At 64.3% G+C, this 24,911-nt stretch carries 20 protein-coding genes; 12 read left to right on the top strand and 8 right to left on the bottom strand.

Annotation, left to right across the window (positions count from 1 at the left end; genetic code table 11):
- Positions 1-47 precede the first annotated feature (47 nt).
- Positions 48-2,975 carry a MobF family relaxase gene (gene mobF, locus AC5P67_RS08790; RefSeq protein ID WP_136191679.1) on the top strand — a complete coding sequence of 976 codons (2,928 nt, stop codon included), beginning with the start codon at positions 48-50 and terminating at the stop codon, positions 2,973-2,975.
- Positions 2,976-3,070: 95 nt separating this feature from the next.
- On the opposite strand, the gene AC5P67_RS08795 is transcribed toward mobF, so the two are convergent.
- From AC5P67_RS08795 to AC5P67_RS08810, 4 genes are all read right to left on the bottom strand, one after another.
- Positions 3,071-3,553, bottom strand: coding sequence for a GIY-YIG nuclease family protein (locus AC5P67_RS08795; protein ID WP_024957456.1), 483 nt, complete (start codon positions 3,551-3,553; stop codon positions 3,071-3,073).
- 131 nt (positions 3,554-3,684) lie between these two features.
- Complete coding sequence (locus AC5P67_RS08800) at positions 3,685-5,502, bottom strand: YadA-like family protein (protein WP_130519067.1); 1,818 nt, start codon at positions 5,500-5,502, stop codon at positions 3,685-3,687.
- Between the two features lie 65 nt (positions 5,503-5,567).
- Entirely contained in the window at positions 5,568-6,329 is a 762-nt protein-coding gene (locus tag AC5P67_RS08805; protein ID WP_024957458.1) for a M15 family metallopeptidase, read from the bottom strand.
- 192 nt (positions 6,330-6,521) lie between these two features.
- The gene (locus tag AC5P67_RS08810) at positions 6,522-7,778 is read right to left on the bottom strand and encodes a tyrosine-type recombinase/integrase (protein WP_024957459.1); all 1,257 of its coding nucleotides are present in this window, start codon (positions 7,776-7,778) and stop codon (positions 6,522-6,524) included.
- Positions 7,779-8,201: 423 nt separating this feature from the next.
- On the opposite strand from AC5P67_RS08810, the gene AC5P67_RS08815 reads away from it, so the two are divergent.
- Genes AC5P67_RS08815 through AC5P67_RS08825 form a run of 3 tightly spaced genes read left to right on the top strand, consistent with a single transcriptional unit; the run spans position 8,202 to position 10,109 of the window.
- On the top strand, positions 8,202-9,152 hold the full coding sequence (locus AC5P67_RS08815) for an RHS repeat-associated core domain-containing protein (protein ID WP_495214563.1): 951 nt from the start codon (positions 8,202-8,204) through the stop codon (positions 9,150-9,152).
- A gap of 15 nt (positions 9,153-9,167) precedes the next feature.
- Positions 9,168-9,512, top strand: coding sequence for a TonB family protein (locus AC5P67_RS08820; protein WP_061201628.1), 345 nt, complete (start codon positions 9,168-9,170; stop codon positions 9,510-9,512).
- Complete coding sequence (locus tag AC5P67_RS08825; RefSeq protein WP_232092448.1) at positions 9,513-10,109, top strand: hypothetical protein; 597 nt, start codon at positions 9,513-9,515, stop codon at positions 10,107-10,109. It begins immediately after the preceding gene.
- Positions 10,110-10,135: 26 nt separating this feature from the next.
- Here the strand turns inward: AC5P67_RS08825 and AC5P67_RS08830 are convergent, their stop codons facing one another.
- The 3 genes from AC5P67_RS08830 to AC5P67_RS08840 are packed head-to-tail and all read right to left on the bottom strand — an operon-like array spanning position 10,136 to position 11,481.
- A complete protein-coding gene (locus tag AC5P67_RS08830) occupies positions 10,136-10,462 on the bottom strand; it encodes a hypothetical protein (RefSeq protein WP_495214564.1) in 327 nt (108 codons plus the stop codon).
- Positions 10,463-10,485: 23 nt separating this feature from the next.
- Positions 10,486-10,830 (bottom strand): hypothetical protein, encoded by a 345-nt coding sequence (locus AC5P67_RS08835; protein ID WP_065183103.1) that lies wholly within the window; start codon positions 10,828-10,830, stop codon positions 10,486-10,488.
- Positions 10,831-10,869: 39 nt separating this feature from the next.
- Positions 10,870-11,481 carry a GyrI-like domain-containing protein gene (locus tag AC5P67_RS08840; protein WP_495214566.1) on the bottom strand — a complete coding sequence of 204 codons (612 nt, stop codon included), beginning with the start codon at positions 11,479-11,481 and terminating at the stop codon, positions 10,870-10,872.
- Between the two features lie 353 nt (positions 11,482-11,834).
- Between AC5P67_RS08840 and cyoA the strand changes: the two genes are divergently transcribed.
- From cyoA to cyoD, 4 genes are read left to right on the top strand one after another with little or no spacing between them, the layout of a single operon-like run.
- Positions 11,835-12,875 (top strand): ubiquinol oxidase subunit II, encoded by a 1,041-nt coding sequence (gene cyoA / locus AC5P67_RS08845; RefSeq protein ID WP_005408581.1) that lies wholly within the window; start codon positions 11,835-11,837, stop codon positions 12,873-12,875.
- Positions 12,876-12,877: 2 nt separating this feature from the next.
- Positions 12,878-14,875, top strand: coding sequence for a cytochrome o ubiquinol oxidase subunit I (gene cyoB / locus AC5P67_RS08850; protein WP_005408582.1), 1,998 nt, complete (start codon positions 12,878-12,880; stop codon positions 14,873-14,875).
- The gene (gene cyoC / locus AC5P67_RS08855; protein ID WP_005408583.1) at positions 14,872-15,510 is read left to right on the top strand and encodes a cytochrome o ubiquinol oxidase subunit III; all 639 of its coding nucleotides are present in this window, start codon (positions 14,872-14,874) and stop codon (positions 15,508-15,510) included. Before cyoB ends, cyoC begins: the two co-directional genes overlap by 4 nt.
- Positions 15,510-15,851: a cytochrome o ubiquinol oxidase subunit IV gene (gene cyoD, locus AC5P67_RS08860; protein WP_005408584.1), complete on the top strand. Its 342-nt coding sequence runs from the start codon at positions 15,510-15,512 to the stop codon at positions 15,849-15,851. The genes cyoC and cyoD overlap by 1 nt, the downstream gene beginning before the upstream one ends.
- Positions 15,852-16,347: 496 nt before the next feature.
- Here cyoD and AC5P67_RS08865 read toward each other — a convergent pair whose 3' ends face one another.
- Positions 16,348-18,405, bottom strand: a complete 2,058-nt coding sequence (locus AC5P67_RS08865; RefSeq protein WP_005412645.1) for a putative bifunctional diguanylate cyclase/phosphodiesterase — start codon at positions 18,403-18,405, stop codon at positions 16,348-16,350.
- A 150-nt stretch (positions 18,406-18,555) separates the two neighbouring features.
- On the opposite strand from AC5P67_RS08865, the gene radA reads away from it, so the two are divergent.
- From radA to AC5P67_RS08885, 4 genes are all read left to right on the top strand, one after another.
- Positions 18,556-19,932: a DNA repair protein RadA gene (gene radA, locus AC5P67_RS08870; protein ID WP_005408586.1), complete on the top strand. Its 1,377-nt coding sequence runs from the start codon at positions 18,556-18,558 to the stop codon at positions 19,930-19,932.
- A gap of 121 nt (positions 19,933-20,053) precedes the next feature.
- Positions 20,054-21,910, top strand: coding sequence for an ATP-binding protein (locus AC5P67_RS08875; protein ID WP_012479525.1), 1,857 nt, complete (start codon positions 20,054-20,056; stop codon positions 21,908-21,910).
- Positions 21,911-21,958: 48 nt separating this feature from the next.
- Entirely contained in the window at positions 21,959-24,265 is a 2,307-nt protein-coding gene (locus AC5P67_RS08880) for a tetratricopeptide repeat protein (RefSeq protein ID WP_329754790.1), read from the top strand.
- A 92-nt stretch (positions 24,266-24,357) separates the two neighbouring features.
- Positions 24,358-24,822: a YqhG/Tai3 family protein gene (locus tag AC5P67_RS08885; RefSeq protein ID WP_005412649.1), complete on the top strand. Its 465-nt coding sequence runs from the start codon at positions 24,358-24,360 to the stop codon at positions 24,820-24,822.
- The last annotated feature ends 89 nt before the right edge of the window (positions 24,823-24,911 follow it).

Here is a 24,911-nt window from a genome sequence, read left to right on the forward strand (position 1 = left end):
GCTGGGTTTTGGTAGATCTGAAGGGATACCCATTCCTGGAGAACTCCATGTTCAACGTCACCGCATTGACCGCTCAAGGCACGGACAGCAAGTCCGGCGCGGCGGTGGTCGAGTATCTGATGCTCACCGAGTATTACCTCGACAAAGACGGGAACGCGCAGGGCACCATGGCCTGGGGCGGCAAGATGGCCGCGCACCTCAATCTCTTGTCCACGGCGGTAACACGGGAGAGCATGAGCAAGCTGGCCGAAGGATTCGACCCCCAGACAGGGAGGGCGCTTTGCCAGAACGCAGGCCAGAAAGGCAAGGTGCGGCCAAAGGTGGACAAGAACGGGGATCCCGTCCTGGACGCCCAAGGCAAGCCCGAGGTCGTGGTGGTCGGCGGCCACCGGGTCGGCTACGACGTCACGGTGTCGGCGCCCAAGGACGTTGGGATTCTCTTTGCAATGGAGTCGCCAGAACGGCGCGATGCCGTGCTCAAGGCGCACCAAGCCGCCTCTACAGAAGCGATGAACCGGCTGGAACAGATGGTTGAGACTCGACGGGGAAAGGGCGGCAAGGACGTGATCGGCGTGAAGGGCCTGGTGTGGTCAAGCCACCAGCACTTCGCCGGGCGTGACCTCGACATGGATCTGCACACCCACCATCTCGTTTATGGGGTGGCGCTGGGAGCCGATGGCAAGGAATCGACCTTCGATGCCGTCGAAATCTATCGCCATGCCCGGGCCATGGATGAAATCTACAAGCTGGAGCTCTACAAGAACCTTCAAGGGTTGGGCTATCAGGTCGAGCACGTCCGAGAACTGGACGACGACGGCAAGGAGACCAACCGATCCTACGCACGCCTTGCGGGCATCGACCAGGACGTCATCGACCACTTCAGCAAGCGCCGGAAGGCCCTGCTCGAATACGCGGAGCAGCATGGGGTCAGCACCCAACAGGCGAACAAGGCCACGCGGAAGCACAAGAACGAGCCCACTTACACGGAGTTGGTCGAGCACTGGCAGGAGGCTTTGAAGGACTTCGAGCTGACGCCGGAGACGTTGAAAGCAGCGCGGGGGAACCTGAACAAGGTGGAACACAAGAGCGACGCCGAGCTGCTGGAACTGCTCCACGAGAACGAAGCCGTGTTCAACGACATTGATTTGGTGCGGGTGCTGGGAATGGAATACGCCGGCAAGTTGGACGCGGCCGGACTCCATGCCCGCATTGAGCAGTTCAAGCAAGACAATGGGCTGGTGCTGGTCAACGCCGAGCGCTTGGCAGACGAAGACCGGGGGCAGACACTGGCCCGCAAGCACACGGAAGACCGGTTCTGCGCGCCATGGATGTTGCAAGCGGAGCAAGCGGTGGTGGACATCGCCAACCGCCGGGCCAACGAGACCCAGCACCATGCTTCGCAGGCCACGGTGGATCGCGTCATTGAGGACTACCAGAAAGCCAAGGGCTTCCAGCTCTCGCAAGAGCAGTTGGTGGCCGTGAACCACATCTGTCGCGGCAGTGGCGGGGTGGCAAACTTGAGCGGCTTAGCAGGCACCGGCAAGACCACGATTTCCGAGCTCTACAAGGAAGCGCTGGAATCTGAGGGGATGGTGCTGCTGGGGGTGTGCGTGTCGAACAAAGCCGCCCAGAAGTTGGAAGTGGAATCAGGGATGCCCTCAACCTCCATGGCACAGATGCTTCACGACTTGGCCGAAGGCAAGCGCGAACTCCAGCCCAACGACGTGCTGGTCATTGACGAAGCCGGCATGGTGGACACGCGGGACACCCGAGCCTTGTTGGCCTACGCAGAGAAGGCGAAATCCAAGGTCATCCTTCAAGGCGACGCCGAGCAACTGCAGCCCATCGGGGCCGGGTCCGGTTTTCAGCTCACCAAGCAAGCGGTGGGCGATGTGAAGTTGACCGAGATTCGCCGACAGGCGCGGCAGGAGGACCGCGAGACGGCGATGGGGTTCTACGCCAAAAACGAGAACGGTGAAGTGGTCGATCTGAAAAAGGGCACCCGCAGCCGGCGCGAAACCTTGGAGCTGGGCGATGAGCAGAAGGAGCGCCTGATGGACTCCATCGTGGAAGCCCACTCGCAGGAGAAATGCATCGAGCGCCTGGTGAACGACTACTTCAAGAATCCAGCGGCGCTGGACGACAAGCTGGTGCTGGCCCACAGCCGGGCCGAGGTCGGCGCTCTCAACGCAGGGATTCGAAAAGGCCTCAAAGAACGCGGCGAGATCGGCACGGATGAGGTGGTGGTGGAGGGGCGCGTCAATGGACGAAAGTTCGATCTGGCCTTGGTAGAGGGAGATCGGGTGATGTTCACAGCCAAACGCAAGGACTTGGGTGTGGTCAATGGCACCCAGGCCACCATCCAATCCATCAAAGCGTCGCGCTCTGGCGGCTACGATATCGTCGGCACCTTGCGTTCGGAGAACCCAAAGGAGAATGGGCGCAAGGTGGTGTGGAACACGCACGAGCACAAGGCGGTGGTCCACGACTACGCGGTGACCGTCCACAAGAGCCAAGGGCAGGGCAAGCGCGAAGTGTTCCACCTTATGAACCTTGGGATGATGGACAACGCCAGTTCGCTGGTGGCCTTTACCCGTTTGACTAAAGGGAGCTACAAGCTGTATGGCACCTACGATGACGTGGAGCAACTCAACACCCGCTTGGGGTTGGAGCGATTGAAGGCGACCGTTCTGGACGCGGGGCTAAAAGACGATCCGCAACGGCCGGTTGTCCAGCGCCTTGGGGCAGCTGCACGCCCCACCGCTCAACGCCCAGCCGCTCAGCGAACGCGCATCCAAGGCAAGCTCGACGCGCTGCTGAAGGAGCACGCGGAACGCCCAAAACCGCAGAGGAGCGAGGGCGAGCGCAAGGCCCGTTGGCTGCTGGAAGTGCTGGAGCCGTTGCGGCGGGCGCGCAAGGCGTCTCCCAAGCTGCCGGCGCAGTCCCCGAAACACACGCAGGGCTTCTCGTTGTGAGCAGCAGGCTGGGCGGCCATGCCGCCCATGTGCTTTTCTCTCCAAACCGCTTTTGCTTGGAGGGGCGGCCCGCGGCTTCCGCCGGGGCCCTTGCTTTACAGGGTGGCCATGACCACGGCCTGCAGCACTATCACCGCCACGCCGAAAAGGAAGGGGTAGAGGAACAGCCATTTGAAGAACCCCCAAGCCAGGGACGACGGAGCCCCCGCCGAGCGGCGCGGAACCGCCTCGGGCCACGCATACCCCGCCGCCAAGGACTTCATGTAACCAGTGGTGCGCCTGCGGGGATCGCGGATAAGAATGCCCGGTGGCTTGCTATAGATTCGCCAGCCATGCTGAAAGGCTTTGTAACGCCAAGCGTATTCGTGAGCCTCCGCATCGGCCTGGGTGCCCGTCATGCTCGACAGCGGCACGAACGAGAATCGGCGCCCCTGCCAGCCCCCACGAGCGCTGCGGTGCTGCTGCTCGCGTTGGTTTAAGTCGACGGTCTGCCCCACGTAGCAGCACCCGTTGTCAAAGAACAAGCCGTAGAGATGGCGTGGGCGGGACAGGTATTTCTGATTGCGTTTCCAGTTCAAAGGTCCTCCCAAGATGGGTATACCTACATACCCATAAAAGAAAGATCCGATTCGTCAAGGCTCGCCACGAACAAAGGCCCCGAAGGGCCCTTGCCGAGATACGATCACCTCCTTTTCCACCACGCAATCGTTTAGCGCCCCAAGTTGATGCTCAACCCGAAGCCGGCCACCGGCTTGTTGCCAGAGCCAAAGGACAGGCCAGCAGAAATACTGGTGCGCTCAGACACCCGAGCACCCCAGCCCACGGCCATTGCAGCACTGCCCCCCGAGAATCCCACGCCCACGTTCAGGTTCACCTGGCCAACGGCCGTGCCCCCGTTCTGGGCCGCAGCGGTGGCCATCTGGCTCATCGCGCCGAGTTGTGCGCCCAAGCCGTTGACGCGGCGATCCTGGTGCCGCAAACGGCGGTCCGTATCGACCCAGCGGTCATCCCACACCTGCTGCATTTCGTAGACCTGCCCACCGTTCACAGCATCCGTGGACCCGCGTTCGATGCGCCCCGGAGCCACGCCGGTCACGCGCTGATTGCCCGCGTTGACGCCCGCAGTCGTCACCGAAGGGCCGCCTTGAATCGTCACGCCTTGGCCGTTGAGCGTGGTGGTGCCGACCTGGACGGAGCCCGCGTCAGACAGTTGCACGTTGTCGCTGACCGCCACGGTTTGGGTGCCGTCCGTGTTGTCGGTCACCTCGACGTTCTTGCCCGCCCTTACAGTCGAGCCCGCGCCGGTCCCGGCGGTTCCATCCACCCCATCGGTGCCGGCAGGTCCTTGGACCCCTGGCTCCCCTTTCAGGCTTGCCAGCCAATCTTGTTCATTGCCTTGGAAGCCGTTGGCCAACGCCACCTCGTAGGCGCTTAACCCATCTGCGCCGCGCGGGCCGGGCGTGCCCGAACCGCTGCCTGGGTTTTGTTCAAGGAAAGTCACCCGTCCATCTAGGTCGTCCAAAGCGGCTCCCACAGTTTGATGCGTGGCACCGCTGCGGAACTGATAAATGGGCGCGACAAAGTTGCCGTTGACGAACGTGGCGCCGCCGCCCAACGCTTGGGCCGCCTGACGGACCTGACCGAGGTTTGCGACGTCGGTGTCTGAGGTGCCGGCCCGAACGTTCGTGATTCGGCGGGTGCTCTGGCCTCCGTCCTCAAAAGTGGATCCCACGCTGACTTCGTCGCTGGCCCAGCAACGGCTATGAGAACCCAAAGCGACGCAATCCTGCGCTCGGGCCTCAGCCCCAACGCCTAGTGCAAGTGACTGAAATGCATCGGCAACGGCAGAACTGCCTATGGCGACTGCATGGTCAGCGTTTGCCTCTGCCAAGATGCCTTGAGCAATCGATGCATTGCCCCGCGAACGGCTGAAGTAGCCAAAGGACATGGAAAGATCCCCACTGGCTTGTGACTGGACACCAACCGCCAAGGAATGGGCTCCGGTAGCCGCGGATTGCGCGCCCAGGGCTATGGACGCTTCGCCCCCCGCGTAGCTCAGCGTGCCTACCGCGACGGCGCTCACCGCCGCGGCATTTGCGGCTTGGCCCGTCGCAATGGAGTTCGCGCCGGACGCTTGGGCATTCGTCCCCGACGCCACCGCGTTGTCTGCGGAGGCATTGGCTTGAACACCCGTGGCGACGGCCCCGTTCCCGGAGGCATTGGCATAGGCGCCCGTTGCAGTGGCATTCGGGGCTGAGGCTTGGGCGTATTCCCCGGTCGCCGTCGAGTTGTCTGCGGAGGCGTTGGCTTGAACGCCCGTGGCGATGGCCCCGTTCCCGGAGGCATTGGCATAGGCCCCCGTTGCAGTGGCATTCGGGGCTGAGGCTTGGGCGTATTCCCCGGTCGCCGTCGAGTTGGGTTCCGAAGCCGTGGCCCCGGTTCCCGTGGCGGTTTGAGCAAACGATGGGGAGGCAAACAACGAGGCCCCCATCAAAGCCGTTAAGATCGAAATGCGAAGCGAAGACATGAAAACCCTCCCGAGTATGGATTGATACTTCATCCATAGCAGGCGATTGCATTTCCGCAAGGCGATCAGGCGATCTTTTTCAAGGTGTTAGGGAAGGTGCCGACACAAACCCGAGCCGGGAGCGTCCAGTTCCAGGTCATCCGGTTTTCATTGCCCCACGCCAGACACGACGTTTCCATCCCCGCAGGGCACCAAGCCGGCGCCAGCGCACGGGCCAGCACTTCCGAAGAGGGCTCTCCGGTCACCGAAGGAAACGCGCCCGGCTTGCGCCCCTGCCGGTAGGCCCACTTGGCTTGGCCGCACTCGGCTTTCATCTCGACGTGCGGATAGTCTTTCGGGCTGGTCCATCGGCCGCCCCAGTTCAGCCCCACGATCTCCGCCAGCTCCCCAAAGCGTTGATAGCCGGCCATCACATGGGCATCGTCCAAGTTCCAGCTGGGCTCCCCATTGACGAACACGGCGGCATCCAAGGCCAGTCCGAAGTTGTGGCAGCTGGAGAATGCCCCAACGCTGGTCACGCCAGACCCGGAGGCAAGCAGGGCCGCCTGGCGCTCGGGGCTTCGATACCCTTCCACGGGCCGCACATCAAACCCTTCCGCGGCCAGTTGGGCTTGGACGGCTTCGACCTTTTCCCGCAGCGCTGGGGAAACCCCTTTCCACGTCCTTTCGCTTTTCGGGTGGAAGAATCGGTAAATGGCGCCGTGCGGCTTCGGGGTTTGGAAAACCCAGGGGCTGCTGGGCTTGGGTTTGGATTTGGGTTGAACGGTCGAACACCCGGCCAAGGCCAGGCAAGCCAGAACGGCGGCGATGGTGAAGCGGGGCTGCATGCTTTCCTCCCAGAAAGAACAATGGATGCTTTCAGGGGTAGTGGATTTTCGGAAAAGCGCAAGCGGGCGAAAACAAAAAAAGCCCCCGAACAACCGGGGGAGGAGGCCTGCAGCTCGGGGGCTTAGTGGGGCAGGGAAAAAGGAGTAAGAAACCCCGTCCCGTTGAAAGCCATAGCACACACCAAGGCGAAGTCAACTGCCTTTTTTCTTCCTCGTCTTTTTCAAGTAGTCCCGCTGGGCTTTTTCAGCCGCTGCTTTCGTGACCTCAAAAAGCTCGCCCAAATCTTGCATGTCAGGGTTGTAGTAACGGGTCAGCATCTGGGTGGTCTTGTGCCCCGAGAGTTGCATGACCTGGTGCATGGGCAGCAAGTTGGCCAGCTCGGTGATGCGGGTGTGGCGCAGGTCGTGCAGGGTGGCGTCGGTCACCCCCGCTTGTTCGCGGGCGCGTCCCCAGGCCTGGGTGAGCGTGTCCGAGGCAATCGAGGTCTTGCCCTCGTCCAAGCTGAAGACAAAACCGGAGCTGGGGCGCACGGCGGGCGGGTTCTGGGGAGAGGGCGGGATGCGATCCTTGCGCAGCTTGGCGGCGTGGAGCTCCTTGGTCAGGGTGTCCAGCACCGCAACCGCTTCAGGAGTGAGGAAGATGGTCCGATGGATGGGCTTGCCACCCTTGGGGTTCTTGGTGTCCCGGAACGTGGCCTCGGGGCGCTGCTTGCTGTAGTCCAAATCTTCCCAGCGCAGCTTGATGGCTTCGCTGCGGCGGGCCGCGGTCCAGCGCAGGAAGGCAATGGCGCCCCGGGTGGCCGCGGACATGGGGGCAAGGGCGGTCAGGATGTCCGCCCACTCCTTATCAGTGACCACCCGCTCGCGCTCGTTCCTCACCTTGGGCTTGAGCGTGGCGTGGATGGGGTTGTCCATCTTGAAGCCCCAGCGCTTGATCGCTGCCGTGAAGACGCTGGAGAGAACGGCGAGTTGGCGAGTGATGGTGGCCGGGGCGAGGTAGTAGTCATCTTCCAAAGACCGGGCCATGCCGCCGTTGGCGAGGCCGAAGTCCTGGGGCGTGAGCTTGTCCACCGGCTTGCTGAAGGTGGCGGGGAAGCGCTTGGCGAGCAGGCGCAAGAGGCGCGCATCGTTGTCGCTCCCCTTCTTCTTGCCATCCTTGGCCTTGAGTGAGAGCACCTCGGCGATGTAGCGCTCGATCCAGACCCCCAGGCTCTGGCTGCTCATCAGGTTGGAGGCGGGTTGCTTCTCTTCGTGGAGCGCGGCGCGCTCTGCAGAAGCGAACGCCTCGGCCTGGGCGAGGGCCTTGGCTCGGGTCGCTTCGCTGTAAGGGAAAGTGCGGTTGATGGCGTGCAGGTTGCCCGCTGCATCCTTGCGCTTGATCTTCACTTGGAACGCCGAACCGCGGTCGTAGACGCCCTTTGTGCGGGCGGTTTTTTTGGGACGGGCCATTCGTTCAGTCCTTGATTAGAAGAATGGATTTTCCCAAGGTTTTCCCTTGAGTTCAATAAGTCATTGTTTTTAAATGACTAAAATGAGAATCGTTCGCATTCGTAATGCGTAGGTCGCAGGTTCGACTCCTGTTTCCGGCACCAGTTGTAGAAAAGCCCCGGCCTTGGTCGGGGCTTTTTTTATGCTCTGGTAGTGCCGGCCGCTGGCCGGCAACCCCAGGAGTGCCAGCCCATGGCTGGCACTCCGCGATTTCTGAGTCTCGCGATCTACCCGCCCCTCCGGCTTCCCAGGCGCTTGGCTCCTTGCACAGTTCCTGACCTGGCAACTGCAGCCGGTCATTCCTGTGCTATGAATACCCAGCCTTGCTTCAAGGCTCTTTCAGAGATTGGAAGGATGCGCAGGTTCGGGGGAACTGCAGGCGGCGTGTTTACCCGCTTCAGGAGATGTGGAGATCGAATTCGCAAGCTGGGGGCAACAGGCGCCTGGCTGTCCTGCGTGCTGCTGATCGGCCTTGGCCTGTCGCCATCCGCAATCGCCCAGACGACAGTCACCTACATCCACACGGACGCCTTGGGCTCGGTCGTGGCTGAGAGCGATGCCAACGGCAATGTGATCAAGCGCTATGACTACGAGCCCTACGGGGCCGTGGTCGGTGGTCAGGTCACGGACGGGCCGGGGTATACCGGGCATGTGAGCGACTCGGCAACGGGCCTGATCTACATGCAGCAGCGCTACATGGATCCGCAGTTGGGTGTGTTCCTGTCGGTTGATCCGGTCACGGCGTATGAGCAGCCGGTGGGGCAGTTCAACCGGTATAGGTATGCGAACGGGAATCCTTACAGGTTCACGGATCCAGATGGGCGAATCGTCAAGTACGCATTTGAAGGCGGAGCGACGCTGCGTGATGGTGCTGCCGTGCTCAACCATTGGATGAAGTCAGAAACCATCAGCTCTGAACTGAAGCAGATTCTCCTATCCGATGAGACCTACACCATACAGTTCAATCGCAATGGTGATTTTGGATATGACGAGAACAAAAGAATCATCAGCATTGATGTCACCTCTGGACTTCGCGTCAAATCCTCCGGGGAGATCCAGTCTCCTGCTCTGGGGGGCGGTCACGAGGTGAGCCATGCTGCCCAGCATGATCGGGTTGCATTGTCCGCTTTCCAGGCTTCGCTTGTTGCGCCACAGTCCAACTCGGAGAGCAACGGCGTGATGCAGATCCGAGTCGGCGTATCTTCGGAGGAGGCGCGGGCTACGGGGGTGGAGACCCGGGCCGCGCGTGAGCTGGGGGAGCCTGCCCGGAAGAGCTACAGCGACACGAACGGCACGGTTAATGTCTGCTCCCCCACCAGCAATCGGGAGTGTTGAATGAACCGCGTTCTGATGCTTGCGTTGGCCTTGTCCAGTGCCTCATGTCGCGCCGGTGAGGAGCTCCCTGGGCCTTGCCAGGCGGCAAGCAGTCCGGTGGAGTCCATTGCGCCGGTCGTTCCCGCCGCGACTGAGATGCAGGTGCGTGGCTCTGTCGTGGCGACCGTCGTCGTTGAAGAGGATGGGCGGGTGACAAATCCCGTCATCACGCGGTCACAGTTTGAAGCGCTGGACCGGGGGAGGGTCGACAATGCTGCTTATGAGCGCGCAGCCTTGGTTGCCGTGGCGAAGTGGCGTTTCCCTCCGGTCCCATCCCGCTGCACCAGGAAGGTCACATTCGATTTCCAACGTCTGGATTGAATGAGCCCGGTCAACCTGCTGAAACAGCAACGGCAGCGAGCAGGTGTTGAAGACCCTCATCGAGGACGACAAGAGGAAATGATCATGCGGATTGCTTCTTCAGTCGTCATTCTGGCCGCCTCGCTGCCGGCTGCAGCATCCGCTGCGCCACCTGTCTCTGTGCCGCAGGCCTGCGCGCCGACCTACTGCATTGAGGTCGGAGCCACGTTGCCCGACCGGCCGGTGACGATCCGGGTTGAATCGACGGTTCCCGCAGACGCCTCGACGACAACGGTGGACATGGGGCGTGGATTTTCAATTGGCTTCCATTCCCGGTATGTCGAATGGAAAGCTGGGCGAATGGGCCTTCCGCCCGCGCGATGGACACCAGGCAAAGCCAAGGCGAGCGCGGCAGCTTGCCTGAAGTGTGGCGCGCCGGGCTGGAATGAAGTCATGGGCATTGCCATGACCGGCATCCCCGAAGACTATGGCAATGACCTTTCCGGTATCAGTGTCTGCTTCTGGCCGCTTGATCGTTCACCCGCAGGGCACGGGGACGGCAGAACTCTGCGCCTTGGGGAGAAGGTCTGCATCGCAGATCCAGCCCCGAAGCGCTGAGCAGCACGTCTGCGCGGAGTGCTGCCTTAATAAGCAAGATCGAAATAGTAGATCTTCTTTGCTCCGAACACGCCGCAACCTTCGCTGGTGAGTGCGTGGAAGCCGATCGGTGTCCGCGATGACGCCGCCGACAGGATGGCCGCGTACTTTTCCCGTCCGGATTTGTCGCTGGCCAGATCGATTGTCCAGCGCCCGTCGGAAGCACACTCGTTGTTGGTGGGCTGGCCTTCCAGCCACACGGAAACGAACGTGGATTTGACAACCAGTTTGGTGATTTTTCCGGTCTGGTGTGTATCGGCCCATGCGCTGCCGGACAGCAGCAGTGCACCGAGCGTGATAGCGAGCTGTTTCATGTCTTCCCTGCAGGCCCGGAGGATCAAGCCCTATATATAGCGCAGCAGGTGCCGGATCTGATGAGCACGAGCATCACCAGTTGCCGCAGATAGCCGCCGATCACCCCGGCCAGCACCCCGGCCGCGATCCGCATGGCCAGCCGGAACCATCGCCCGGTGTGTTCCCGCAGCCAGGGCAGTACCACCGTTACCTGTGCAGCCAGCAGCAACACCACCACATCCATCCCCAGTGCATCGATCAGCGACAGCAGCGGCAGCAGGTCGGGATTGCAGGCCAGTACAAGCAACAACACGCTGCACAGCAGCGCGAAGGCGCGGCGCCCGGTGGGCAGGGTGGTCCAGCGCAGTAAACGATCAATCAGGGGCATGAATCTTCTGCTCCTTGTCAGAGCGGTGCTCGCAGGCGGTCATTCCGCGCGGACGGGCTGCCGCAGCACGGTCTTCAACCGCGCCGCGTCGGTCCTGCGCGGGTCGCTCAGGTAGATCTCATGATGGGGGCCGGCAAAGGTGTAACCCAGTGCGGGCATCAGTTCGTCGTGCAGATGGGCCAGGGCCGGACCCTCGTCATCGTAGGCGCCTACGTGAAGCGTTTGCAGGCAGAGACCTTCTTCGAGAATTTCGTGGCGAAGGCTGGCCGGAACCTCGCCCAGTTTCTTCGCCGCCTTGGCAATGGCAGCCTCCAACTGCGCTGGACTGATCCCATCCGGCGTGCGGATCATCGCCGTCCACCTCCACTCATCCTTGCGGCGTGCCACAAAGCTCGACGGATCCTCGGCGGTCCAAAGCGCCTCCAGCGGTGGCACCACGTAGTCCTGCCCCCCGGCCTTCAGGGCGAACTTCAGTGCATAGCTCACCGAGTACAGCCATTGCACCGCCTGCAGGTAGGCCGGGGCGGTGTTCGGGTCGCCGCGACCATCGACCATCAGGTAGGGCAGGGACGGTACATCGACCGGTACGAACTGGCCGGCGGGCGGGTGATAGAGTGCCCGGTCGCGCTTCTTGAAGTCGATCTTGTCCATCGGGGTCTTCCTCCTGTGCCGAGCATCCCATGCCAGGCCCCCGTCAGCACGCCTGAACCGATTCAGGTGACTTTGCCGAACGAGGGCGAACGGCCCGCGTACGTCCAGGGCCGGAATGCCGCCCTGGGTCATGCGCCCCGTCACGTCCGCGCGGTGCGACAACGTGTCGCAGCCAGAATCGGGCCTTTCCTGCGCTCGATCAATGTCAATGCCTTTCTTAAATGGTGGGTGACGGCCTAAAATTGAAAGGCTGACTCGACCCACCTCCCTACCTGTCTTCCGGACCGGTGGGACCGGCTTTGGCCGGAACAGGCAGGACGGGGAACGGCATTCCCTCGCAATTGGATCGACCGATGATTCCGTTGAAAACCCTTGGGCGCTGGTTGCGCCCGGGCCTGCTGCTGTCGTTGCTGGTGATGCTCACCGGCTGCGATGCCGTGGCCATCCTCAGTCCGAAGGGCCAGATCGGCCAGGATGAGAAGACCCTGCTGATCACGGCCACCGTGCTCATGCTGCTGGTCGTCATCCCGGTCATCATCATGACCCTGACCTTCGCGTGGAAGTATCGCGCCTCCAACACCAAGGCCCGTTACGAGCCGAAGTGGTCCCACTCGACGGCGATCGAGGTGGTGGTGTGGTCCATTCCCTGCATGATCGTGCTGGTGCTGGCGGTCCTGACCTGGCGTTCGTCGCACGCGCTGGACCCGTATCGTCCGCTGGAATCGGACGTCAAGCCGGTCACCATCGAGGCGATCTCGCTGGACTGGAAGTGGCTGTTCATCTATCCGGAAGAGAAGGTGGCGGTCGTCAACGAAATCAAGTTCCCGGTCAACACGCCGCTGAACTTCAAGATCACGTCCGATTCGGTGATGAATGCCTTCTTCATCCCGCACCTGGGCAGCATGATCTACTCGATGGCTGCGATGGAGACCAAGCTCCACCTGATCGCCAACGAGACCGGTGAATTCCCGGGCATGTCCTCGCACTACAGCGGCGCAGGCTTTGCCAAGATGCACTTCACCGCCTACTCGGTCACCGATGCCGAATACCGTCAGTGGCTGGACCAGGTCCGTGCCGGTGAGCAGACCCTGGACAAGGCCTCGTTCAAGGCCCTGGGTGAAGCACGCAACGCCGAGTGGTATCCGGTCACCTACTTCGGCAAGACCGAAGAAGGCCTGTTCGACTGGGTCATCGCCAAGCACATGGGCGACAACAAGCATTACGGCATGAAGCACTCGCACGCCGGTGCCGCCGCTGCCGATGCCGCCAGCCATGAAGCGCACGAGGGGCATGCCCCCAGTGACGCGCATGATTCCAAGGAATCGGGTGAAAACCTGGATGCCACCGAACACGAACACGCTGGCCATGCTGGCCACGCGGGTTCGGGAGAATGAACATGTTGGGAAAACTCTCTCTTGAGTCGATCCCCCACGATCCGATCGTGCTGACCACCCTGGTCGGCGCGGTGCTGGGTGGCCTGGGCGTCATGGCCCTGATCACCAAGTTCAAGCTGTGGGGCTATCTGTGGAAGGAGTGGTTCACCTCGGTGGATCACAAGAAGATCGGCGTGATGTACCTCATCGTCGCCTTCGTCATGCTGCTGCGCGGCTTCTCCGACGCCATCATGATGCGTACCCAGCAGGCGCTCGCCGTCGGCGGGTCCGAGGGTTACCTGCCGCCGCACCACTACGACCAGATCTTCACCGCCCACGGCGTGATCATGATCTTCTTCGTGGCGATGCCGCTGATCACCGGCCTGATGAACCTGGCCGTGCCGCTGCAGATCGGTGCGCGCGACGTCGCGTTCCCGTTCGTCAACTCGCTCAGCTTCTGGCTGTTCGTGTCGGGCGCTGTGCTGATCATGCTGTCGCTGTGGATCGGTGAGTTCGCTGCCACCGGCTGGCTGGCGTTCCCACCGTTGTCGGGCATCGAATACAGTCCAAGCGTCGGCATGGACTACTACATCTGGGGTCTACAGGTCGCAGGCCTGGGTACCACGCTGAGCGGTATCAACTTCTTCATCACCATCCTGAAGATGCGTACCCCCAGCATGAAGCTGATGCAGATGCCGGTGTTCACCTGGACCGCCCTGGTGACCAACGTGCTGATCGTCGCTGCCTTCCCGGTGCTGACCATCACCCTGGTGCTGCTGACCCTGGACCGTTACCTGGGTACGCACTTCTTCACCAATGACGGTGGCGGCAACGCCATGCTGTACATCAACCTGATCTGGATCTGGGGCCACCCGGAGGTGTACATCCTGGTCCTGCCGGCGTTCGGTGTGTTCTCCGAAGTCATCGCGACCTTCTCGCGCAAGGCGCTGTTCGGCTACAAGGGCATGGTCTACGCCACCGCCTGCATCGGCGTGCTGTCGTTCATCGTGTGGCTGCACCACTTCTTCACCATGGGCTCGGGTGCCAACGTCAATGCCTTCTTCGGCATCACGACGATGATCATCTCGATCCCGACCGGCGTGAAGATCTTCAACTGGCTGTTCACCATGTTCCGCGGCCGCGTGCACTTCACCACCCCGGTGCTGTGGACCATCGGCTTCATGGTCACCTTCGTCATCGGCGGCATGACCGGCGTGATGCTGGCGATCCCGGCCATCGACTTCGTGCTGCACAACAGCCTGTTCCTGATCGCCCACTTCCACAACGTCATCATCGGCGGCGTGGTGTTCGGCATGTTCGCCGGCATCACCTACTGGTGGCCGAAGATGTTCGGCTTCCGCCTCAATGAGTTCTGGGGCAAGTGCGCGTTCTGGTGCTGGTTCATCGGCTTCTACGTGACCTTCATGCCGATGTACGTGCTGGGCTTCATGGGCATGACCCGTCGCCTGCAGAGCACCGTCAACCCGGCCTACGAGCCGCTGCTGCTGATCGCCGCCGCAGGTGCCTTCATCGTGGGTGCCGGCATCCTGTGCCAGATCATCCAGGTGGCCGTGTCGATCCGCGACCGCAAGAAGACCGTCGACCTGACCGGCGACCCGTGGGATGCCCGTACGCTGGAGTGGGAAACCTCTTCGCCGCCGGCCTTCTACAACTTCGGCACCCTGCCGGAAGTCACCGAACTGGACGATTTCTGGGAGCGCAAGCAGCGTGGTGAAGCCTGGCCGAAGCCGGCCAAGTACACCGACATCCACATGCCGCGCAACACCGGCACAGGCGTTGTCATCGGTGCCTTCAGCCTGGTGTTCGGCTTCGCGATGATCTGGCACATCTGGTGGCTGGCCATCGTCGGCTTCGTCGGCATGATCGCCACGTTCATCTACCGCACCTTCGACCAGGACGTGGACTACTGGGTCCCGGCCGCCGAGGTGGAACGCATCGAGAACGAACACCGCAAGCACCTGGAAGCCCAGGGCCTGGTGAAGTCGGAGCTGAAGGCATGAGCACCAATACCTCGACCCTGAGCCACGGGCACGCCGCGCATGCGGCGGCCCATGGCCATGACGACCACGAGCACCACGACACCGGCGGCAACACCGTCTTCGGTTTCTGGGTGTACCTGATGAGCGACTGCCTCATCTTCGCCTCGCTGTTCGCCACCTACGTGGTGCTGGCAGGCGGCACCGATGGTGGCCCCACCGCGAAGGACCTGTTCGAACTGCCGTTCGTGGCATGGGAAACCGCGCTGCTGCTGACCTCCTCGCTGACCTTCGGCCTGGGCATGATCGCCATGCACCGCAAGCAGATGGGCCAGATGTACCTGTGGCTGGGCATCACCTGGCTGCTGGGCTTCGGCTTCATGTGCATGGAAGTGTGGGAGTTCCAGCACCTGATCCACCAGGGCTACGGTCCGGACCGCAGTGCCTTCCTGTCGGCGTTCTTCGCCCTGGTCGGTACCCACGGCCTGCACGTCAGCGCCGGCCTGCTGTGGCTGCTGGTGATGTTCGTGCAGCTGAAGAAGTACGGCCTGACCCCGACCAACAAGACCCGCATGGCGTGCCTGAGCCTGTTCTGGCACTTCCTGGACCTGATCTGGATCGGCGTGTTCTCCGTCGTCTATCTCAATGGAGCCCTGTAATGGCACATGACAACCATGCACACGACCACGGCACCGGCGGCGAAAGCCATGGCACCGTGAAGTCGTACCTGATCGGCTTCGTGCTGGCGGTGGTGCTGACCGTCATCCCGTTCTGGATGGTGATGTCGGGTGATTTCTCGCGCACCGTCAACGGTGTGGTCATCGCCATCACCGCGGTGCTGCAGATGCTGGTCCACCTGGTGTTCTTCCTGCACCTGGACCGTTCTTCGGAAAGCCGCTGGAACGTCAACGCTGCGGCCTTCACCGTGGTGGTGATCGGCATCATCGTGGTCGGTACCCTGTGGGTCATGCACAACATGAACGTGCACATGATGCACTGACGTCCGCGCGACGTTGCCACGCAGAAAGGCCGCCCTCGGGCGGCCTTTTTTGTTTGTCGCGCCCGCCGGGAATGGCACGCGCGGTGGTAGTGCCGGCCGCTGGCCGGCAATTACGGGAAGCCGGCCAGCGGCCGGCTCTACCAGGATCCACGCCATGCGTGGATGGGGTCAGAGCCCTTGCCTGCGGCCAGGGATCCGACCCCAAAGCCATCGGCCTCATCCCACCCGGCATGGCCGGCACAGGGGGGTAGTGCCGGCCGCTGGCCGGCAGTTGCGGGAAGCCGGCCAGCGGCCGGCTCTACCAGGAGATCCACGCCATGCGTGGATGGGGTCTGAATCCTTGCCTGCAGCAAGGGATCCGACCCCAAGGCCATCGGCCTCATCCCGCCTGGCATGGCCGGCACATGGTGGTAGTGCCGGCCGCTGGCCGGCAATTGCGGGAAGCCGGCCAGCGGCCGGCTCTACCAGGAGATCCACGCCATGCGTGGATGGGGTCTCACCCCACCCGGCGCAGGAACTCCTCGGCGTCCATTGGTCGGCCCAGGTGGTAACCCTGCAATTGATCACACCCCAGTTCGCTCAGGTACTCGCGCTGTGCCTGCGTCTCCACGCCCTCTGCCACCACCTGCAGCTGCAGGGTGCGCCCCAGCGCGATGATCGACGAGACGATGGCGGCATCCTCTTCATTGCATTCCAGATCGTGCACGAACGCGCGGTCGATCTTCAGTTCGGTGGCGGGCATGCGCTTCAGGTAGAGCAGGCTGGAATAGCCCGTGCCGAAGTCGTCGATGGCAATGTGCACGCCCATCGCGGTCAGGTCGTTGAGAATCGCCAGGCTGGCGTCCACGTCCTTCATCGCCGTGGTCTCGGTGATCTCCAGGGTCAGGCACGCCGGCTCGATGCGGTGCCGTTGCAGCACTTCGCGCACACTGTCCAGCAGCGCCGGCGAGGCGAACTGCAACGGTGACAGGTTCACCGCCATCGACCATTCGGAATGTCCGGCATCGTGCCACGCGCGCAGCTGTGCACAGGCACGGTCCAGTACCCAGTCACCGATCGGCAGGATCAGACCGCTGCGTTCGGCGATGGGAATGAACACATCCGGCGCCAGCAGGCCCAGCTCGGGATGCTGCCAGCGCAGCAGCGCTTCGGCGCCGGTGGCCGGTGCGCCGGCGGCAGGGAACTTGGGCTGGTAGTGCAGCACCAGCTCGTCGCGGGCGATGGCCTTGCGCAGGTCCTGCAGCAGGCGCAGCTGGCGGTTGGCACTGAGCTGCATCGAGGGGGTGAAGAACGTATAGCCGTTCCGGCCGGTCTCCTTGGTGTGGTACATCGCCGCATCGGCGTGTGCCATCAGCTCGCGCTCGTTGCCGGCATCAGCCGGATACAGGGCGATGCCCAGGCTGGCGCTGACCTGCAGCTCGGCTGCATCCAGCAGGAACGGTTCGCCCGCCGCCGCGATGATCCGCTCGGCGACCACCACTGCATCGTCGGGAACATCGATGGCCAGCACGATCACGAACTCGTCGCCGCCGAGGCGGGCGAAGGTGTCCTGTGGCCGCAGCAGGCCGCCGATACGCTGCGCCACCGCCACCAGCAGGCGATCTCCCAGCTGGTGTCCGTACGCATCATTGACCGCCTTGAAGCCGTCCAGGTCGCAGAACATCACCGCCACCGCTTGGTTGCGCCGCCGCGCCTTCTCGATGGCCTGCTCGATGCGGTCCTGCAGCAGCATGCGGTTGGGCAGCTGGGTCAGCGGGTCGTGCAGGGCGGCCTGGATCAGCCTGTCGTTGGCGTGTGCCAGTGAATCGGCCAGCAGCCCGGTGCGCACGCGCATCTGCCGGTCGAACAGCGAGGCCACCAGGGCGATGCCCAGGGTCGCCACCGTGGTGACGATCACCAGCACCGCCAGCCAACGCGTGTCGATGCCGCCGCTGCCGACCGCGCCGCAGATGCTGCCCTCCGGGAAGCGCGCCGCGGCCATGCCGGTGTAGTGCATGCCGACGATGGCCAGGCCCATCACCAGTGAGGCGAGCAGGCGCAGGCGCGTGGTGTTGCGCTGCTCGGCACGCAGGCGGAAGGCAATCCACAGCGCCGCACCGGCGGCGCCGATGGCAACCGCGATGGAGGCAGCGAACCAGCCCGGGTGATAGTCGATGCCCGGCTGCATGCGCATCGCGGCCATGCCCAGGTAGTGCATGGTGGCAATGCCCAGGCCCATCAGCACGGCGCCGGCCAGCAGACGTCGCCAGGGCAGGCTGGACCGCGACACCAGCCACAGCGCATAGGCCGAGGCGCCGATCGACACGGCCAGCGAGTACAGGGTGATGCCGAGGTCGTAGCCGACCGGAATCGGCAGGTCGAAGGCCAGCATGCCGATGAAATGCATCGACCAGATACCCAGGCCCATCGCCGCCGCGCCGCCGGCCAGCCACCAGCGGGCCACGCGGCCCTCGGCGGTGGCCAGGCGGCCGGCCATGTCCAGCGCCGTGTACGAAGCAAGAATGGCCACCAGCAGGGAGATGGCGACCAGGCTCTGACTGTAACTGCCAGTCATGTTGAATCCAGAGGGGGAGGGAGGGGGCGCCCGCAAGGCGCACGCCCGCGACAGCTATCGGCGCGGGCAGGCGGGACTTGAGCGGTCGCAGCACCTGCGACCCGGCTCGGCTATCCTGCCACGCCTGTTCCCGTTGCTGGAAATCATCCGATGGCCAAAGCCCGCACCGCCTACGTCTGCAATGAATGCGGCGCCGAATTCAGCAAGTGGCAGGGCCAGTGCACCGAGTGCAACGCCTGGAACTCGCTGTCGGAAATCGTGCTGGAGAGCGCGGCGGCGGCCAAGGCGCCGGCGTCGCGCCGGGCGGGTTGGGCGGGCAAGATCGATCCGCCGAAGATCACCGCGCTGAAGGACGTGGAGCAGACCGAGCACCGCCGGGTCAGCACCGGCATCGGCGAGTTCGACCGCGTGCTCGGCGGTGGCCTGGTCGAGGGCGCGGTGGTGCTGGTCGGCGGTGACCCGGGCATCGGCAAGTCGACCCTGCTGCTGCAGGCAGTGGCAAAGATGGCGGCCGAACTGCCGGTGCTGTACGTCACCGGCGAGGAGTCGCTGGCGCAGGTGGCCGGTCGTGCGCACCGGCTGGAACTGCCACTGGATGGGGTCAACGCGCTGGCCGAGACCGGCGTCGAGTCGATCCTGCAGCATGCCTCCAGGGCGGGCCCGCGGCTGATCGTGGCCGATTCGGTGCAGACCCTGTGGACCGAGAGCCTGACCGCCGCGCCGGGTTCGGTCAGCCAGGTGCGCGAGAGCGCGGCGCGGCTGGTGCGTTTCGCCAAGGAGACCGGCACCGCCGTGTTCCTGGTCGGCCACGTGACCAAGGAGGGCGGCATCGCCGGCCCGCGCGTGCTCGAACACATGGTCGATGCGGTGCTGTACTTCGAAGGCGAGAGCGGCAGCCGCTTCCGTTTGCTGCGCGCGTTCAAGAACCGCTTCGGTGCGGTCAACGAACTGGGCGTGTTCGCGATGGGGGACAAGGGCCTGAAGGAAGTCTCCAATCCATCGGCCATCTTCCTGTCCGGCGGCAGCACCCATCAGCCGGGCAGCTGCGTGATGGTCACCCGCGAGGGCACGAGGCCCCTGCTGGTGGAGGTGCAGGCACTGGTCGATGCATCGCCGCTGTCGAACCCGCGCCGTGTCGCGGTCGGCCTGGAGCAGAACCGCCTGGCCATGTTGCTGGCCGTGCTGCACCGTCACGGCGGCGTGCTGGTCGGCGACCAGGACGTGTTCGTCAATGTGGTCGGGGGTATCCGCGTACAGGAGACCGCGGCCGACCTGCCGGTGCTGCTGGCGGTGCTGTCCTCGCTGCAGGACCGGCCGCTGGCGGAAAAGACGATTGCCTTTGGCGAGGTTGGCCTGTCCGGCGAGATCCGCCCGGTGCCCAACGGCGAGGACCGCCTGCGCGAGGCGGCCACCCATGGTTTCAAGCGCGCCATCGTGCCCAAGGCCAACGCGCCCAAGGGCGGTTCGGTGAAGGGCATGGAAGTGATCGCGGTGGAGCGCCTGTCCGAGGCCATCGACGCGGCGTGATGCGCGGGGCTCTGCCTCTACAAGCGTCGTATACGGCAACGGTCAGCCTGCCTGTGCTAGTTTTTCCCGCTCGACGAAGGCGCCCTCTGGCGTCTTTCCGTGCCCAGGAGTAAACGATTACATGCAGGACACCACGCTCACCGCCCCCAACGCCGAAATCCGTCGCGCAGGGGTCGATCTCAATGGATTGATGACGGTGCTGGGCAAGCACCTGTATTCCACCCCGGTGGTGGCGCTGCGTGAGCTGGTGCAGAACGCGCATGACTCGATCATCCGTCGCCGCATCGAGCAGCCTGGCATCGAAGTGCCGTCGCGCATCTCGGTGCAGGTCGATGCCGCTGCCGGCGTGCTGCGCATCACCGATACCGGTGCCGGCCTGACCCGCCAGGAAATCCATGACTACCTGGCTACCGTGGGCGTCGGCTACACCCGGGGCCTGCGCCAGGGCGGGGAGGACGATGAAGGCCTGATCGGCATGTTCGGCCTCGGGTTCCTGTCGGCCTTCGTGCTGGCGCGCAGGGTCAGCGTGCGTACCACCTCGTACCAGACGCCGGAACTGGGTCATCTGTACGTGTCCAGCAATGCCGAGCAGTACACCGTCAGCGAAATGCCGGCGCGCGCGGTTGGCACCGAGGTGGAACTGGAGCTGCATCCGGATTTCCTGCCGCTGGCCAACGAGGCGCGCCTGCACGAGGTGCTGGGCCGCTATTGCGCGCTGCTGTCCGAGCCGATCTTCATTGGTGCTGCGGCCGAGGCGCTCAACCCCGAGCCGCCGCCGTGGCGCAGCCAGGGTGACGTCGTCGTGCATCCGGTGCAGGCGCGTCGCCAGGCGCTGCAGTTCGCTGCGCGCTTCGAGCACGATTTCGAGCCGATCGTCACCGTGCCACTGCGCGCGGATGGCGACAGCGATGCCACCGGCCTGTTGTGGGTCCAGGATGGCGCTACCTACGGCACCAGTGACAACCGCAATCTTTCGGTGTTCGTGCGCGGCATGCTGCTGGACGACGATGCGCGCGACCTGCTGCCGCCGTGGGCCGGTTTCATCGGCGGGGTGATCGAATCCTCGCGGCTGACGCCCACCGCCAGCCGCGAAGACCTGCAGCGCGATGACCAGTACCGGGCCGTGCAGCACGCGCTGCTGGAGGCGCTGATTGATGGCCTGGCCGACGTCGCACGGCAGCAGCCGGAAGCCTGGCGACGCGTTCTCACGCGCCATAATGAGGCCTTGCTGGGCGCGGCGCTGTGCGATGACCGCCTGTTCGACCTGCTGTTGGAGCACGTGCGCGTGCCGACTTCGCAGGGCGACCTGCCGGCCAGTGCGCTGCCGGCGCGTGGTGCCGTGCATGTGATTCTCGACAATGGCGGTGGCTTCGAGGAGATGCTGTTCCGCGCGATGGGGGTACCGGTCGCGCATGGCCACCGCTATGCAGTCGTGCCGTTCCTGCGTCGCTGGGCCCAGGCCAAGGGCCTGCGCCTGGTTGAACTGGGGACCGAGCAGGGTAACCGTGCACTGTTCCGAAGCGATGACAGCCTCGACGAGGCGCAGCTGGCATGGCTGCGCGAGCAGCTGGGCGACGGCGAACAGTTGCTGCCGGCACGCTTCAGCCCCGAGTCGCTGCCGGTGGTGGTGGTGCCCGACCGCGAAGCCGAGCTGAAGCAGCGCCTGGAAGACGACGAGAACGACAAGCGCGTGTCGATGGCCGCGCTGCGCCTGGCCCGGCAGTTCACCGCACGCATCGAGTCGCGCGCGCCGTCGCGGCTGTACCTCAATCTCGACAACCCGGCAGTGCAGGCGCTGCTGCGCGCCCAGCGCGAGGGGCATCCACAGGCCGAAGCCGCAGCCCGTCTGCTGCGCTCACTGAAGATCATCGTCGCCGCGCAGGGCCGCCCGCTGGCACGCGCGAACGCTACGCCCGGCCCGGATCTCAACGGCGCCTTTACCGATATTGCCGGTGCCCTGCAGCAGATGCTGCGCTGAGCACCGTACCTTCTCATCCAGCCTTTGCTAGACAGGAGCACTTACCCCATGGACATCTGGAACTGGGTCGAAAAACTGCAGGGTGACCTGCGCCAGGCCGGCCAGGCGCAGAACGCGCACCTGCTGAACCGTCTCGCCGACGAGGTGAGTGAACTGCAGATCGACCGCGTCGATGCATTGCTGCCCGAAGCGCGTGCGCTGGGCAAGGCGCTGGACAACCCGTGGGTCGACGTCTATGTCGGCCACTGGGCGCTGCGCAACCGCGTCGGCAACCGCGTCGAAGGCGAGAGCGCGCTGGGCGAAGCGGTGGCGCTGTTCGAACGTGCGCACCGTGAGGACACGCTGGAATGCCCGCAGTCGATCTGCGTGACCCAGGATCTGGCTGCCTGCTATGGCAACATCGATGGCCCGGGCTGGGTGCCCGAGCGCATCGAGGTCTGCGATGAAACACTGGGTCGCATCGACCCGAGCTGGGCCTGTTTCCAGTGCCTGAGCTGCGAGAAGGCCGATGCGCTGCTCGATGATGGTCGTGGCCAGGCGGCGCTGGATTACCTGCAGGCGCAGGCCGATGCCGTGGAGGCCTGTGGCAAGGAAGTGTTCGACAGCTTCCCGGAGATGCAGATCAAGATCCTGCTGGGAATGGGCCGTGCCGATGAGGCACTGGCACTGATCGAAAAGCGGGAGGCCGAAGTTGCTGCGTCCGGAGAATACGAGCCGGCCAACTGCACGGTGCCGCGCCGCCTGTCCAAGGCCTGGGCGCTGGCCCAGCTGGGCCGCGACGAAGAGGCGCTGCAGCAGCTGGTGCCGTGGAGCGAGCTGACTCCGAACTACTGGCGCCTGTGGGCCAACACCGCCGCCGCGCTCTGCCAGCGGGATCCTGCGCGCAATACCTGGGATCTGGGCACGCGCTTCAACACGATCATCGAGCACTTTGCCCGGGTCGGATCGCATCGCCTGCTGATCGAAGTGGCAGCGCTGAGCCTGGAGCTGGCGCTGCAGCGTGGTGCGCGCTGGGTGGCACTGCGGCAGCTGGAACTGGCCCGCACGCATCTGGCGCAGCTGCGCCAGGATCGTGGTGCTGCGGCGCTGGTGGCCGGCCTGGCCGCGCGCATCGACGCGTTGCCGGATGTCGCACCGCTGCCGGTGCCGGCGGGCGAGCTGCTGGCATGGCTGGACGCGCAGGGCGAACAGAACCAGTCGCGCGATCCCGAGCGCGAAGCGCAGTGGTTGCTGCAGGCGCATGCCGAGTTGCCCGATGACGAGGCGCTGGCCGAGATGGCGGCCAGCGCACTCAATGCCTGCGGCGCGCAGCCCGAGGCGCGCGCGCTGCTGTGGCGGTTCGTACGCAGCCATGCGCAGAACGATGGTCCCGCGGCCTACACGTTGATGCGCTGGCTGGCCGAACAGGGCGACGACGATGGCCTGCGCCAGCTGGCCGATCTCTATCGCGGCAGCGTGCCGGTGTTCGCGCACTGGTGCGAGGTGCAGCGTGCACGCCGCGTGTCCGACTGGCCGGCGCTGGAGCAGGCGGCCCGATCCCTGCTGGAGCTGTCTCCGGGCTCGCACGGCGCGCGCGGCACGCTGGCGCGCATGTACATGGAAACCGGCCGCTTCAGCGAAGCACAGGCCTGCTATGCGCAGCTGGTTGAATTGCTGGAAGATCCGAATGCCGCGCATTGGGACCACATGAGTGCCGCCAGCGCGGCGCGGGATTGGGACGCCGTGCGTCGCTCGGCGAAGGCGATCGGCATGGAGCTGTCCAGCCTGGAAGGCGTGGTCGAAGAGCCGTGGGGCTGGGTGATCATCCGCAGCGAAGAGAACGGTGAGCCGATGGAGTACTACGCCCGTCGCAGCGGGCCGGTGACCGCGCGCATCGTCGAGAACGCGCCGTCCAACCGCGCCCAGCAGGTGGGCGACTGGGTGGTGTTCGATGCCGCGCTGGTGCATCCGGCACCCGAGGAGGAGGAAGCACGCGAGCATTTCATCCCGACCTATGCGCAGGTGCATGTGCTGGAACGCGGCGGCTTCGCCCGCAGCTGGATGATCGATGGCGCGCACCCGGGCGAAGAGGCCTGGAACGCCTTCGTTGAGGCGGCCGAAGCACAGGGTTGGAAGGTGTGGTCGCACAGCCGCCCGGACTACACCGTCACCGACCCCGATGTGGAAGAGGGTACGCTGCCCGGCCTGCTGTTCACCGTGGCCCAGCCGCAGGACCATGCACCGCTGGCGCTGCACCGCTTCCTCCAGCAGCAGACCGCGACGTGGCCGCATCCGCATTGCTGGCTGCGCCTGGCCGAAGCCTGCGACCAGGATCGCCAGCCGCACCTGGACGTGATCGAGCGTTACGGGTTGTAAGCCGGGTATCGGGTAGTGCCGGCCGCTGGCCGGCAGCGCCGGGATATCCTGTAGTGCCGGCCAGCGGCCGGCACTCCCTCAAGGAGAAATACATGCGAAAGACAGGGATGTTCGTGATCGCCGGGCTGCTGCTGGCCCCCACCGTGCAGGCTGCTCCCGCCTGCCGGGAGCCTGCGGCTGTGGCCCGCGCCTTCTACGAGGCGACGACCGGCAACGGTGATCTGCTGGATCCGCCGGCCGCGCTGGTCAGCGCGGCCTTCGGCAAGGCGCTGCGTGATGAGCGTGCCTGCCAGCAGCGCGAGGAGGGCATCTGCACGATCGATTCCGATCCGTGGCTGGATGCGCAGGATGGCGACATCGACAGCCCCGTGCGTTACAGCTGGAAAGAGGCCTCGGCGACCACTGGCCAGGTAGAAATGCGATATTTGGTCTGGAAAAAGGCCTACGTGACCCGGTTGCCGATGGTGCGCCAGGGCCAGGGCTGCTGGCAGGTCGATGACATCCTCACCAACAGCGGCCGTTCGGTGCGGAAGATCCTGGCGCAGCCGGTGCCCTGACCGGCGGCAGCATCCACGCAGGGTGCGGTCCAGTTGCCGGCCAGCGGCCGGCACTACCAGGTGATGTTGGGTGGGTGCCGACCGTTGGT

Source organism: Stenotrophomonas sp. YJH_SMC_21 (assembly GCF_059369555.1).